This window comes from Streptomyces sp. NPDC048566 (assembly GCF_043199735.1).
Lineage (GTDB): Bacteria > Actinomycetota > Actinomycetes > Streptomycetales > Streptomycetaceae > Streptomyces.
Map to the genome: position 1 here is coordinate 1 of NZ_JBICWL010000030.1, position 12,674 is coordinate 12,674.

13 protein-coding genes are annotated in these 12,674 nt (G+C 71.3%); 10 read left to right on the top strand and 3 right to left on the bottom strand.

Features of this window, described 5'->3' with window-relative positions:
* Nucleotides 1-107: 107 nt before the first annotated feature.
* From ACGFS9_RS29010 to ACGFS9_RS29050, 9 genes are all read left to right on the top strand, one after another.
* Nucleotides 108-788, top strand: coding sequence for an HAD family hydrolase (locus ACGFS9_RS29010; RefSeq protein WP_393257189.1), 681 nt, complete (start codon nucleotides 108-110; stop codon nucleotides 786-788).
* A 111-nt stretch (nucleotides 789-899) separates the two neighbouring features.
* Nucleotides 900-1,628 (top strand): VC0807 family protein, encoded by a 729-nt coding sequence (locus ACGFS9_RS29015; RefSeq protein WP_393257190.1) that lies wholly within the window; start codon nucleotides 900-902, stop codon nucleotides 1,626-1,628.
* Between the two features lie 94 nt (nucleotides 1,629-1,722).
* Nucleotides 1,723-2,967 (top strand): MFS transporter, encoded by a 1,245-nt coding sequence (locus tag ACGFS9_RS29020; protein WP_393257191.1) that lies wholly within the window; start codon nucleotides 1,723-1,725, stop codon nucleotides 2,965-2,967.
* On the top strand, nucleotides 2,918-4,090 hold the full coding sequence (locus tag ACGFS9_RS29025; RefSeq protein ID WP_393257192.1) for an acetoin utilization protein AcuC: 1,173 nt from the start codon (nucleotides 2,918-2,920) through the stop codon (nucleotides 4,088-4,090). The genes ACGFS9_RS29020 and ACGFS9_RS29025 overlap by 50 nt, the downstream gene beginning before the upstream one ends.
* 228 nt (nucleotides 4,091-4,318) lie before the next feature.
* Nucleotides 4,319-5,134, top strand: a complete 816-nt coding sequence (locus ACGFS9_RS29030) for a phosphatase (RefSeq protein WP_393257193.1) — start codon at nucleotides 4,319-4,321, stop codon at nucleotides 5,132-5,134.
* A gap of 129 nt (nucleotides 5,135-5,263) precedes the next feature.
* Nucleotides 5,264-5,473 carry a helix-turn-helix domain-containing protein gene (locus ACGFS9_RS29035; RefSeq protein WP_393257194.1) on the top strand — a complete coding sequence of 70 codons (210 nt, stop codon included), beginning with the start codon at nucleotides 5,264-5,266 and terminating at the stop codon, nucleotides 5,471-5,473.
* A 141-nt stretch (nucleotides 5,474-5,614) separates the two neighbouring features.
* The gene (locus tag ACGFS9_RS29040; protein ID WP_003948845.1) at nucleotides 5,615-5,713 is read left to right on the top strand and encodes a 30S ribosomal protein bS22; all 99 of its coding nucleotides are present in this window, start codon (nucleotides 5,615-5,617) and stop codon (nucleotides 5,711-5,713) included.
* A gap of 298 nt (nucleotides 5,714-6,011) precedes the next feature.
* Nucleotides 6,012-7,070, top strand: a complete 1,059-nt coding sequence (locus tag ACGFS9_RS29045) for an NAD-dependent epimerase/dehydratase family protein (protein ID WP_393257195.1) — start codon at nucleotides 6,012-6,014, stop codon at nucleotides 7,068-7,070.
* Between the two features lie 14 nt (nucleotides 7,071-7,084).
* On the top strand, nucleotides 7,085-8,137 hold the full coding sequence (locus tag ACGFS9_RS29050; protein WP_393257196.1) for a lysophospholipid acyltransferase family protein: 1,053 nt from the start codon (nucleotides 7,085-7,087) through the stop codon (nucleotides 8,135-8,137).
* Between the two features lie 116 nt (nucleotides 8,138-8,253).
* Here ACGFS9_RS29050 and ACGFS9_RS29055 read toward each other — a convergent pair whose 3' ends face one another.
* The 3 genes from ACGFS9_RS29055 to ACGFS9_RS29065 all read right to left on the bottom strand — a co-directional run bounded on the left by ACGFS9_RS29055 (nucleotide 8,254) and on the right by ACGFS9_RS29065 (nucleotide 11,878).
* Nucleotides 8,254-9,489: a DUF5667 domain-containing protein gene (locus ACGFS9_RS29055; RefSeq protein WP_393257197.1), complete on the bottom strand. Its 1,236-nt coding sequence runs from the start codon at nucleotides 9,487-9,489 to the stop codon at nucleotides 8,254-8,256.
* 254 nt (nucleotides 9,490-9,743) lie between these two features.
* Nucleotides 9,744-10,514 (bottom strand): ECF subfamily RNA polymerase sigma factor, BldN family, encoded by a 771-nt coding sequence (locus ACGFS9_RS29060; RefSeq protein WP_393257198.1) that lies wholly within the window; start codon nucleotides 10,512-10,514, stop codon nucleotides 9,744-9,746.
* A gap of 431 nt (nucleotides 10,515-10,945) precedes the next feature.
* A complete protein-coding gene (locus tag ACGFS9_RS29065) occupies nucleotides 10,946-11,878 on the bottom strand; it encodes an HAD family hydrolase (protein WP_393257199.1) in 933 nt (310 codons plus the stop codon).
* A 186-nt stretch (nucleotides 11,879-12,064) separates the two neighbouring features.
* Here ACGFS9_RS29065 and ACGFS9_RS29070 point away from each other — a divergent pair, with 186 nt between their 5' ends.
* On the top strand, nucleotides 12,065-12,364 hold the full coding sequence (locus tag ACGFS9_RS29070; RefSeq protein ID WP_393257200.1) for a glutaredoxin family protein: 300 nt from the start codon (nucleotides 12,065-12,067) through the stop codon (nucleotides 12,362-12,364).
* Nucleotides 12,365-12,674 lie beyond the last annotated feature (310 nt).

The window sequence follows — 12,674 nt, forward strand, 5'->3', positions numbered from 1 at the left end:
TGCAGGGGGGACCCTGTGGGAGAGTAGGACGCCGCCGAACTATTTGTGAGAGAACCCCCGTACCGGGGATACCGGTACGGGGGTTTTCTGCGTTTAGGGTCTTTTTCATGCGCTACGACCTGGTCATCTTCGACAACGACGGCGTCCTCGTGGACAGTGAGCCGATCTCCAACACCCTGCTGGCCGCCTATCTCACCGAGTTGGGGCATCCCACCTCCTACGAGGACTCCCTGCGGGACTACATGGGTGCGGCCCTGCACCGGGTCCACGACACCGTGCGCGAGCGCGGCGGCGGGCCCCTGCCCGACGACTTCGACGCGGTGTTCCACGCGCGGGTGTTCGCCGCCTTCGAGCGCGCGCTGAAGCCCGTCCCCGGCGCCGTCCGGCTGCTGGAGCGGCTGACCGCGGACGGCGTGCCGTACTGCGTGGCCTCGTCGGGCAGCCACGAGCGGATCAGGGTCGGGCACCGGACGACCGGACTCGACCGATGGTTCGACGAGGGGCGCGTGTTCAGCTCGGAGGACGTGGGGCGGGGCAAGCCGGCGCCGGACCTCTTCCTGCACGCCGCGCAGCACATGGGGGTGCCCGCGGAGAGGTGCGTGGTCGTCGAGGACAGTCCGCTGGGGGTCCGGGCGGCCGTCGCGGCCGGCATGGACGTGTACGGGTTCACCGCCATGACACCGGCCGAGCGGTTGTCCGAAGCCACCGAACTCTTCGCCGGCATGGAGGAGCTGGCCGACCTGCTGATGGGGACGGCGCGTGTGACGGGGGCGGGGGAGGGGAGCTGACACTTGTCATGCCGAGCCCCGGACGATCGTTTCTGTCGGGGGGACGGGTCCGAACGGGAAGCTGAGTACATCGCAGCGGGACGTACACAGTGACGACGGAGGGACCCGACCATGACCATCACCGCCACAGGGATCAGTGCCCGCGCGGAGGCGCCCCGCCGGGCGGAGGACTCCCCGGCGCGGGGGACCACCGGCCGCCGAGCGGGATTCCTGCCGCTGATCGTGGACGTGGCGGTACCCGTCGGGTCGTACTACCTGCTCAGGAACGGGTTCGGGATGGGGACCGTCGCGGCGCTCGGCTGGAGCAGCGTGGTGCCGGCCGCGCGGACCGTGTGGGGCGTGGTCAGGGAGCGCCGGGTCAACGGGCTCGCCGGGCTGATCCTCTTCGTCAACCTGGTCGGTCTCGCGCTCGGCCTCGTCGCGGGTGATCCGCGGTTCATGCTGGCCAAGGACAGCGGTGCGAGCTGTGCGATCGGTATCGGTGTACTGCTGTCCGTGCGGTGGGGGCGGCCCATGATGACGCCGGGCATGAAGCCCTTCCTGGTCAAGGGGGACGCCGCGCGGGCCGCGGCCTGGGACCGGCTGGCGGCCGACTCGGAGCCGTTCCGGCGTGCGGAGCGGACGTTCTCGACCGTGTGGGGTGGGGTGCTGCTCGCGGAGTGCGTCGCGCGGGTGGTGGGCGTGTACACGCTGCCGGTGGACACGATGGTGTGGCTCGGCACGGTGGTCATGGCCGTCTCGATGGTCCTCGCCTTCCTGGTCAGCGGGCGCTTCGCCGTCGTCCCGATGGCGAAGATGCTGGAGCACGAACGCGCCACCGCGTCCGGCGGGCGGGACTGAACGGCCCGTTCCGCGGCAACCGGCCGGAAGCTGAACGGAATTCACCTTCGGCTGGATCTACCCACTGGTAGGCCGGGGCTCTACGCTCGCCGCCATGACAGATGTGCTGCGGCGCGGCAGGGCCTCGTTGGCGTTCGGCTTCTTCGCTCAGGGCGCCGCCTTCGCGCTGCTCGTGACGCGCATCCCGGCGATCCAGGACCGGTACGGCATCTCCGACGGTCTGCTGCCGGTCTTTCTGGCGGCCGTGCCGATCCTCGCCGGGGTCGGCAGCGTCGCCACCGAGTACGTGGTCCGCCGGATACGGCCCAGCCGCGTCCTGCGGTGGTCGCAGCCGGTGGTGATGCTCGCCCTGCTCGGCGTCGCCGCCGGCGACCGGATGGCCGAAGTGGCGCTCTGCCTGGGGGTGTTCGGGCTCGCGGTAGGCGCGCTGGACGCCTCGATGAACATGCTGGGGGTGAGTCTTCAGCGGGCGTACGGGCGCAGCATCATGCTGGGCTTCCACGCCGCGTACAGCCTGGGCGGGATCATGGGCGCCTCGCTGGCCTGGGCCGGCGCGCACTGGCACCAGTCGCTGTTCCTGTCGTATCTGCCGGTCGTGCTGGTGCTGTTGCCGCTCACGCTGGTGGGAAGCCGCTGGTACGTCGACGGGGGTGCCGGGGGTGCCGGGGGTGCCGGGGGCGAGGGTGCCAGGGCGGCGGGGGCGGGTGCCGCCGGGGCCGCGCCGACGGCGTTCCGGCTGCTGCTGCCGCTGTGCCTGGTGATGACGTTCGCCTACATCGGGGACTCGACGGTCTCCAACTGGAGCGCGAAGTACGTCCAGGACGTGCTCGGCGGTTCGGAGCAGCTGGCGACCCTTCCGTACAACGTCTACATGGTGACGACGCTGGTCGGGCGCGCGGTCGGGGACTTCGGGGTGCGGCGGTTCGGGGCGGTCGCGGTGGTGCGGCTGGGGGCGGTGGTCGCCGCGCTGGGCTTCGGAGTGGTGGCGGCGGCGCCGGGCGCGTGGGTGGGCATGCTCGGGTTCACGCTGCTGGGGCTGGGGTTGTGTGTGATCGTGCCGCAGACGTTCGCGGCGGCGGGGCGGCTGTTCCCGGGGGCCTCGGACGCGGCGATCGCGCGGCTGAACATCTTCAACTACGTGGGATTCCTGATCGGGTCGCCGCTGGTGGGCGCGCTCGGCGACGCGTGGAACTACCGCGGCGCGATGCTGGTGCCGATGGTGCTGGTCCTCGTGATGGTGGGGTACGCCCGGTCGTTCGCTCCTGAACGAGACCGATACGGTGACGTGCATGAGCGGCCGCGCACAGCTGATGTGGGACGAGGCAGTAACGGGGTATGACTTCGGGCCGGACCATCCGATGGATCCGGTCCGGCTCGCCCTGACCCGGAGCCTGGTCGACGCCTTCGGGCTCGACCGGGAGGTCGCCGTGGTCGCGGCGAAGCCGGCGGGGGCGTCGACGCTGCGGCTGGTGCACCGCGAGGACTACGTGGACGCGGTCGGGGCCGCGTCCGCCGATCCGCGTGCGGCCGATGCCGCGTACGGGCTCGGGACGACGGACGATCCCGCCTTCGCCGGGATGCACGAGGTGTCCGCGCTGATCGCGGGGCAGTCGGTGGGGGCCGCCGAGGCGGTGTGGCGGGGTGAGGCGCTGCACGCGGTGAACTTCGCCGGCGGGCTGCACCACGCGATGCCCGGTGCCGCGTCCGGCTTCTGCATCTACAACGACGCGGCGCTGGCGGTGGCCCGGCTGCTGGAGCTGGGTGCCGAACGGGTCGCGTACGTGGACGTCGACGTGCACCACGGGGACGGGGTGCAGGCGGCGTTCTGGCAGGACCCGCGGGTCCTGACCGTCTCGCTGCACGAGCATCCGCGGACGCTGTTCCCGCAGACGGGATGGCCGGAGGAGACCGGTGCGGAGGCCGCCGAGGGGTCGGCCGTGAACGTGGCGCTGCCCGCCGGGACCGGGGACGCGGGCTGGCTGCGCGCCTTCCACGCGGTGGTTCCCGAGCTGCTCGCCGACTTCCGGCCGCAGGTCCTGGTGACGCAGCACGGCGCGGACACCCACGTCGAGGATCCGCTGGCGCACCTGGCCGTCTCGCTCGACGCGCAGCGGTCCGTGCAGGTCGCCTGCCACGACCTGGCGCACCGGTACGCGGACGGGCGCTGGGTGGCGCTGGGCGGGGGCGGCTACGCGGTCGTCGACGTCGTGCCGCGGTCGTGGACGCATCTCGTGGCGATCGCCGCGGGCCGGCCGGTCGAGCCGGAGACGGTGATCCCCGAGGGCTGGCGGCAGCAGGCCTTCGCCCGGACGCGGCAGTTGGCGCCGATGCGGATGACGGACGGCCGGTGGCCGGTGGCGTGGAAGGACTGGGAGGACGGGTACGACCCCGCGGACCGCCTCGACCAGGCGGTCCTGGCGACCCGCAAGGCCGTATTCCCGCTGCGGGGCCTGCTTCCCTGAGCCGTCGCCCGTCGCCCGTCGCCCGTCGCCCGTCGCCCGTCGCCCGTCGCCCGTCGCCCGTCGCCCGTCGCCTCTGGGGACGACGGCCCGCCCGGTTGGGGGAGTGCGGGGGACCCGGGGTCCGCGAGGGGTGCGGCACCCGGGGAGGGGTGCGGGGTATTAGCCCGACTGTGGGGCTTTTCCCTGTTGCGGGCGATTGATCTTCACCGATGCGCCAGCATCACTGGGGTGTTGAGCACCGGAGCTTTGCGTGCACATCTGCTGGCCGCGCGGCTGGCCGGGCCCGTGGCCACGTCGCGGGAGGAGAGTCTGCGCAGCTACCGGCTCTTCGCGGCCCGCGATCCCCGGGTGCTGCTCGGACTCGATCCCGAGTGGACCTGGCGGCAACGGGATCTGATCGCTTTGATGGCCGACAAGTGCGGGGTTTCGGCCGATCCGGCACAGGTTTCGGGGCATGATGTGATCGACCCCGAGCTGACCCTGGCGGCTCTCGACGCTTTCGCCGAGCGGCTGGCCCGGGCCGCACGGCATCGTCACCCCGTGCTCCTCGGGACGGGTCATCCGCACCGGCTGATCATGTTCTACGCCGCGATCGCGGACGCTTTGTCGGCGGCGGGATGTACCGTCCTCACCCCGGCGCAGGGTAGCTCTGTCGACATAACGACCCGGTTCGGTCTACGCACGTACAACCTCGACTACGTACGGGGCGTCGCACTGGTACGCGAACCCGGAGCGCCGGACGCCGGTCGCACCACCGGCGCACACAGCCATTCCCCGCTCCCGGTTCGGACGGCTCTGGCCGCCGCCGCGGTGTCCGGCGGGCCCCTCCCGGAGCTCGTGATCGGGGATCACGGATGGGTCTGCGGAGCAGGTCAGCTGGGGTTCGAGGCCATCGGGCTCGCCGACACGGACGATCCCGCGCTCTTCGTGGGGGAGGCGGAGGGGCGGGTGGCGGTCGCCGTTCCGCTTGATGACGCTGTGCGGTCCGATTACTACCGACCGCTTACTCGCTATGTACTCAATCGAGCGTGTCTGTCACCGTAGGCGGCCGATGGCATCCCCTCTTCCCCACTCGCATCACCCGCCCCTACATTGGGGAGTGAGCACGCAACGACGAAGAGTCACCGGAAGGGGAAGCCGGTGGCCGTCGAGTGCGGAAGGTTCAGGTGTGTCATGGCTGCAGGCGAGAGGCCTCTGAACGAGGTCCAGTTCCTTACCGTGGCGGAAGTCGCCTCGGTGATGCGAGTGTCGAAGATGACCGTGTACCGCCTGGTGCACAGCGGTCATCTGCCGGCGATCCGGGTGGGGAGGTCCTTCCGGGTTCCGGAGCAAGCGGTTCACGCGTACCTCCGCGAGAGTTATGTGGGGGTGGAGACCGCCTGAGGCGTGTTCCGGGAGTCCCCCGTGATCTCCCGGAACACCTCGATTACGACCTCGGCGCTCGGACGGGTAGGCTGGCCCCTCATAGGTCGTGTGGGCCCATGCAGCCCAGCACCGAGTAAAGAGAAGTGAGCGAGGGTAGTCGTGGGCTCTGTTATCAAGAAGCGGCGCAAGCGGATGGCGAAGAAGAAGCACCGCAAGCTGCTCAAGCGCACTCGCGTTCAGCGTCGCAACAAGAAGTAGGCGACGCCGCGGCAACGCGCGCGTACTGTGGCCCTCCACCAGCCGGTGGAGGGCCACAGGCATGTCCGGCTGCCGGAAGGGCCACCCGGGCGGGGCGGAGGCGTCCCGGGCGGGTCCCGTCCCGGCCGCGCGGCCTGTGGGCCGAATGGCTTGGTCCCGTCGCCGGAGCGGGCTCACCGTCACGTCATGCATCGGGCGGTCATCACAGCGCAACATCGACCCGCTAGGTTGGCGTCACACGGGGAACACGGCAGCAGCGAGCGAAGCCACGTCCGGATCGGGAAGGAAGGCGCTGATCTTGGGGAATGTCGTGCTCGTCACCGGAGCGGCCCGCAGGCTGGGAGGCCGGTTCGTCCGACGGATCCAGCGTGATCCGCGGGTCGACCGGGTGATCGCCGTGGACGCGGTGCCCCCGGAACACCACATCGGCGGCGCCGACTTCGTGCAGGCCGACATCAGGCAGCCCGCGATCGCCCGGGTGCTCGCCGAGCACTCCGTCGACACGGTCGTGCACATGGACGTGACGGGGACGGCGCTGGGTTCCGGCAGCCGGACCACGGTCAAGGAGACCAACGTCATCGGCACCATGCAGCTCCTCGGCGCCTGCCAGAAGTCCCCGACGGTCAGACGGCTGGTCGTGAAGTCCAGCACCAACGTCTACGGCTCGGCCCCGCGCGACCCGGCCGTCTTCACCGAGACCACCTCGCCCAAGTCGCTGCCCAGCGGCGGCTTCGCGAAGGACACGGTCGAGGTCGAGGGCTACGTGCGCGGCTTCGCGCGCCGCCGGCCCGACGTCGCGGTGTGCGTGCTGCGCTTCGCCAACATCCTCGGCCCGAGCGCGGACTTCCCGCTCGCCTCCTACTTCTCGCTGCCGGTGCTGCCCACCGTCCTCGGCTACGACCCGCGGCTGCAGTTCGTGCACGAGGACGACGTCGTCGAGGTGCTGCTGATCGCCTCGGACGAGCCGCGCCGGGGCACCCTCAACAGCGGCACGTTCAACATCGCCGGCGACGGCGTCCTGTCGCTGTCGCAGTGCGCGCGACGCCTCGGGCGCCCGACGGTCCCGCTGCTGCTGCCCGCGCTCAGCTGGGCCGGTACGGCCGTGCGTACCCTGGGAGTGACGGACTTCTCGCCGGAGCAGTTGCGGCTGCTGACGCACGGCAGAGTGGTCGAGACGGACCAGATGCGCGAAACCCTGGGCTACCACCCGAAGTACACGACGGCGGAGACCTTCGCGGACTTCGCGCACAGCCGGGGACCCGGGCTCCTGCCCCCGGAGGCCCTGGCGGGAGCCGTGGACCGGATCGCCGCGCTGCCCGTCCTGGGCGGCGGGCACCCGACGCAGAGCGCCAACTGAGGAGCGCATCAACGATGGCGGACGCCAAGGTCATTCCGTTCGACGACGACCGGTCGCGCGGTGCTGCCGCGCCACGCCCCCCGCGGCGCCGGGCCCAGGCGAGCCGGCGCCGGAGCGAGCCGGCGGTGGTCCGGGAGGTCCAGCCGCTGCACGGAGCGGAGGCCGGGCGCGATGATGTTCCCGTGACGCACGACGAACAGCCGTCCGCGCGGGCCCCGCGGGAAGGCACCGGGCTGGAGCGGCGCATCGCGGGCGGTCTCGCGTTCCTGCGCCGCCGGCTCACCGGCGACTACGAGATCGACGACTTCGGCTTCGACGAGGAGCTGACCGACCAGGTCCTGATGTCGCTGATCCGGCCGCTGTACGAGAAGTACTTCCGCGTCGACGTGAAGGGGATCGAGAACATCCCCTCCGAGGGCGGCGCGCTGATCGTGGCGAACCACTCGGGCACGCTGCCGCTGGACGGGCTGATGATGCAGGTCGCCGTCCACGACAACCACCCCGCCGACCGTCACCTGCGGCTCCTCGCCGCCGACCTGGTCTTCATGCTGCCGGTCGTCAACGAGCTGGCCCGCAAGGCCGGTCACACCCTCGCCTGCGCGGAGGACGCCGAACGGCTCCTGGAGCGCGGGGAGCTGGTCGGGGTGATGCCGGAGGGCTTCAAGGGCATCGGCAAGCCGTTCGGCGAGCGCTACAAGCTCCAGCGGTTCGGCCGGGGCGGCTTCGTGTCGACCGCGCTGCGCCAGGGGACCCCGATCATCCCGTGCTCGATCGTCGGGGCGGAGGAGATCTACCCGATGATCGGCAACGCGAAGACCCTCGCGCGGCTGCTGGGCTTCCCGTACTTCCCGATCACGCCGACGTTCCCGTGGCTCGGCCCGCTCGGCGCGGTCCCGCTGCCGACGAAGTGGACGATCCAGTTCGGTGAGCCGATCCCCACGGACGGCTATCCGCCGGAGGCGGCCGACGACCCGATGCTGATGTTCAACCTGACCGACCAGGTCAGGGAACAGATCCAGCACACGCTCTACAAACTGCTGGTGCAGCGCAGGTCCGTGTTCTTCTGATCATGCAGGCACGGTTCTGCCGATGACGATCGGACAGCGCCGCGGGCCCGGTGCGTATGGCGATGGGGCGCCCTCCGCAGGGAGGACGCCCCATCGCCGTACACGAGGTGGCGCGGTCAGCCGTCGTCCTCGGCGTCGATGCCGAGGCCGGGCAGCAGGCCGGGGAGCAGGGGAGGCAGCGTGACGTCGGGCTTGCCCGTGGAGGTCCCGCCGCTGCTGGACGGCGAGGACCCGGTGTCGTCCTGCGGCGGGTCGAGGAGGCCGCCGGTGCCGCCCCCGAGGAGACCGTCCTCGCCGGAGCTGCCCGAACTGGACGGCTTGGGACGGCCGCTGCTCGTACCTCCGGTGTGGCGGTCCTGGGGAGCGCCGGTGGTGGCGCTGGGCCGCGGGGTGTCCTCGCCCGGTGCGGTGGTGGACTCCTCGCTCCTTCCGCGGTGCCGTCCGGTGCCCTCGGGTGCCGGGGTCGAGGGCAGGAGCGAGCGCAGCGGGCCGACCTCTTCGTCTATGGCGTCGAAGACCGACGAGACCTCGTCGCCGACGTCGCCGAGCTGCGCGGGCAGCCGGTCGCGCAGGGCGCCCCAGGCGTCGCGGTGCGACCGGGAGAAGGCGGACAGGGCCTGGATGGGGCCGAGGGAGCCGTCCCGCTCGTATGCCTCGTGCAGCAGGCGGTGGCCTTCGGAGGCGTCGTGCCGCATGCCGTTCAGCGCGCGGCGCACCTCGCCGAGGGACTCGTGGTCGAGGTGGCCCGATCGTCCGCGTTCCATCAGCCGGCGGGCCTCGCTCAGGCGGTTGGACGCCTGGTCGAGGTAGAGCTCGCCGCGGTCGCTGTCGCCGTGGGCGAGGCCCAGCTTGATGTCCTCCATGCCTCGCTTGAGCCCGTAGAGCGAGTCACCCGGCAGGGCGTCGGAGCTCGCGGCGGCCACGCCGCCGAGGGCGCCGGCGGCCACACCGATGCTGAGTCCGCCGGCCGCGAGCCCCTTGGTCAGCCGCGACCTGGGCCGCAGCTTCCCCAGCCCGGTCGCCCGGTGTGCGCCCTTGGCCCGATGGGACCGCTGCTCGGGCACGGCACGGTCCAAACCCTCGCCTCCGGCGGCGGTGCCTTCCAGCAGCATGGCCTCCATCGCGGCGACGAGCTGTGCTCGCTGCACGACCTTGACCTCGGGGTCCAGCTCCGGTCTGGGCAGCTCGCCGAGACCGGTGGCAAGAGCCGTCAGCAGCTCTTGCTCGGTCCGCTCCGCAGCCCCGGACGGTGCAGACCCATCGGGCTGCTCGGCCGCCGTGCCCCGGTCGGATTCCTCCAGGGCCTGGGCGAAGGCGTTCGCCCGCCGGTGTGCCGATACGTTCGCGATCACTGGCGGCACCTCCTCTCGTCATGACGGTCGACTCCCCAGGGGGTCCTGAGGGTTGCACCCCTCGGCCCGTTGCACACGATCGGGTGATCGGCGCTGGCCAAGGCGTGACCACAGGGAGCCTGTATCCCGCACAACGAGCGTCGCGGCACTTGGGTTACGGACGACGGATGATCGGACCGTGAAGTCAACCGACTTTTACGGAGCGTGAGTTGATCGTCGCTGAACGTGTGGGATCACGGAGGCTCGAAGCGGGTTCAGCGGACGTCGTCCGGCAGGAGCCGGGCCAGCGTGCGGACGGCCCGGTACTGGAGGGTCTTGATCGCGCCCTCGTTCTTGCCCATCACCCGGGCGGTCTCGGCGACCGAGAGCCCCTGGAGGAAGCGGAGCGTGACGCACTCCTGCTGCTGCGGGTTGAGCCGGCGCACGGCGTCCAGCAGGGCGGCGTTCGACAGCGACTCCAGGACCGAGTCCTCGGGCGAGCGCTCGACCTCGTTGGCGTCGAGCATCTCGCCGGTGGTGACCTCCAGGCGGAACCGGCTGGACTTGAAGTGGTCCGCGACCAGGTTCCGGGCGATGGTCACCAGCCAGGCGCCGAAGTCGCGGCCCTGCCAGGTGAAGGTGCCGATCCGGCGCAGCGCCCGCAGAAAGGTCTCGCTCGTGAGGTCCTCGGCGGTCGCCTTGCTCCCCACCCGGTAGTAGATGTATCGGTACACGGTGTCGCTGTACTGGTCGTAGAGCCGCCCGAAGGCGTCGGCCTCGCCGGCCTGGGCGCGCTCCACGAGATCCATCATCCGGGCGCTGTCGCTGTCCGCGGCCGGACGTCGTGCGGTGGTGGCCGAGCCCGAGCGGCCCCGTCTGCCGACCGCGGCGTTGCCGTCGGCCAGGGCATAGCAAGGACCGACGGGCGCGGCGACGGCGAAGGCGGGGACGGCGTACGCGGTGGGGACGAAGCCGCGCAGACGGTCGAGGACCGTTGCGCGCAGCGTAGCCAGGCCAGAGGCGTCAACCCCGACGTGTGAGTACACGGGACTCCCAGAGGCAGAGCTTCCATCACGTGCAGTGCGGAACCGTTCACCCGTCGTGGCGACGGAGAGGTACCGGTTTGCGTCTGAGGAGAATAACGCTTCGTACAGGCAGCGCTACACCCAGTTGCTCAAATCATCGATTACGACGCTTCTGAGGCGTATCGGTGCTCGTTCAAGTGCCGCTCAGTGACCGATTGTTGATCGAATCGGTTCGCGTTCCGTCTGAGTGCGAAGCGTGTTGTGCCCGCCTGCGGCCGGTGTGACTGGGTGGGCCGCCGGGTGGGTAGAACCGCGTGATGGGCGTCGTGCCGACGGGCTCCGCGCAGGTCGGGGCGGTTTCGGGCCCGGCGCGCGGCCGTCCGTCCCGGACCCGGGTGTGCGCCGTACCGCGTTCCGGGAGCGCCTGAGGGGCCGTGGTCCGGCCCGGTTTCTCAGCGGCGGCGGCGGTGCAGGGCGATGGCCGCCGCCGTCCCGCCGGCGACCGCGCCGACCCCGGCCGCCGCCGGGATGCCGACCTTCGCCGCCTTGCGTGCGGTGCGGTAGTCGCGCAGCCGCCAGTCGCAGTCCCGCGCGTGCCGGCGCAGTTTCGCGTCGGGGTTGATCGCGTAGGGGTGCCCGACGAGCGAGAGCATCGGGATGTCGTTGTGCGAGTCGCTGTACGCGGCGCAGCGGGAGAGGTCCAGGCCCTCGGCGCCGGCGAGCGCGCGGACGGCCTCGGCCTTCGCCGGTCCGTGCAGGGGTTCGCCGACCAGTTTCCCGGTGTAGACGCCGCCGACCGACTCGGCGACGGTGCCGAGGGCGCCGGTGAGGCCGAGACGGCGGGCGATCACCGTGGCGATCTCCACGGGGGCCGCCGTGACGAGCCACACCTTCTGGCCCGCGTCCAGGTGCGCCTGGGCGAGGGCCCGGGTGCCGGGCCAGATCCGCTCGGCCATGTACTCGTCGTAGATCTCCTCGCCGATCGACATCAGCTCGGCGACCCGGTGGCCCTTGACGATCGACAGCGCGGAGTCGCGCGCCTCCTGCATGTGCTCGGGGTCCTCGACGCCGGCCAGCCGGAACCACGCCTGCTGCCAGGCGAACCGGGCGAGGTCGCGGGTCTCGAAGAACTTCCGCTTGTACAGGCCCCGTCCGAAGTGGAAGAGGGCGGCGCCCTGCATCACCGTGTTGTCGAGGTCGAAGAACGCCGCGGCCCGGTCGTCGCCGAGCACGGGGAACTCCGGTTCCTCCGCGGCGGCCTGCGGTGCCAGTTCTTCCAGTTCCTGCGAGGACTTGCGGGCTGCCTCCGCAGAGGCCTCGCCTGCCAACACGCTCCGCGCGGTGGCGGAGCGCCTACGGGGGGTGAGCCATCCGAGAGCGGCCATGTCGTGAGCATAGCCAGTTCGCCGGACCGTTCCGGAGTCGAGAGGATGCGACGCTGTGAACTCTCCGCGACCGGGCCGTTAAAGAGACGGTGCGATCCGTGGCCGCCACGGCGCGTCGGCCCTGCGCGGGCCGGGGTCTCCGCGTAGGGCGACGGCCCGGTCCGCGGGCGGGCCGGGGGCGGGAGAATGGCGTGTATGAGTCCCATGTTCCGGCGCGCTGAGCGCCGCACGGAGAAGAAGGGGCCCGCGGAGCGGCGGGTCACGCTCGTCCGGAAGCCGGGGTGCCATCTGTGTGATGACGCACAGGAGGTCGTCGAGAGGGTCTGCGCCGACCTGGGGGTGCGGTGGGAGGCGAAGGACATCACCGAGGACGAGGAACTGCACCGCGCCTACTGGGAGCAGATCCCGGTCGTGCTGGTGGACGGCGCGCAGCACACGTTCTGGCGGGTGGACGAGAAGCGGTTGCGCGGGGCCCTCGCGCGGTGAGTTCCCCGCGGGGCCGCCCGCCGTGCCCGCGCCGTGCCCGGTCCTGCCCCGAGTTGTGACCTGACCGAGTAGTCCAAGTGGCCGGGAAAGTCGCCTAGGATCGACGGCGGATTGGTCTCGGGGGCGGGATGCGTTGAGGAGTGTGTGCGGTTTTGCCCCCGTCAGGAGCGGAACGAAACGGTCCACGCGACGGTTCCACCGCCGCGCGCCGGACATGCGTGACCCCGGTCACGTTGGGCGGGCAAATCGGACACCATCTTTGTGCACGCGTTCACAAAGACATAGCCTGCAGGGGACGGGGCGGTCCGGA

Bases quoted from the DNA above. Each gene is read 5' to 3' on its own strand.
- ACGFS9_RS29050 (WP_393257196.1), top strand. From the start codon at position 7,085: ATGGCGGACGCCAAGGTCATTCCGTTCGACGACGACCGGTCGCGCGGT.
- ACGFS9_RS29070 (WP_393257200.1), top strand. From the start codon at position 12,065: ATGGCGTGTATGAGTCCCATGTTCCGGCGCGCTGAGCGCCGCACGGAG.
- ACGFS9_RS29065 (WP_393257199.1), bottom strand. From the start codon at position 11,878: ATGGCCGCTCTCGGATGGCTCACCCCCCGTAGGCGCTCCGCCACCGCG.
- ACGFS9_RS29035 (WP_393257194.1), top strand. From the start codon at position 5,264: ATGGCTGCAGGCGAGAGGCCTCTGAACGAGGTCCAGTTCCTTACCGTG.
- ACGFS9_RS29025 (WP_393257192.1), top strand. From the start codon at position 2,918: ATGAGCGGCCGCGCACAGCTGATGTGGGACGAGGCAGTAACGGGGTAT.
- ACGFS9_RS29010 (WP_393257189.1), top strand. From the start codon at position 108: ATGCGCTACGACCTGGTCATCTTCGACAACGACGGCGTCCTCGTGGAC.
- ACGFS9_RS29015 (WP_393257190.1), top strand. From the start codon at position 900: ATGACCATCACCGCCACAGGGATCAGTGCCCGCGCGGAGGCGCCCCGC.
- ACGFS9_RS29020 (WP_393257191.1), top strand. From the start codon at position 1,723: ATGACAGATGTGCTGCGGCGCGGCAGGGCCTCGTTGGCGTTCGGCTTC.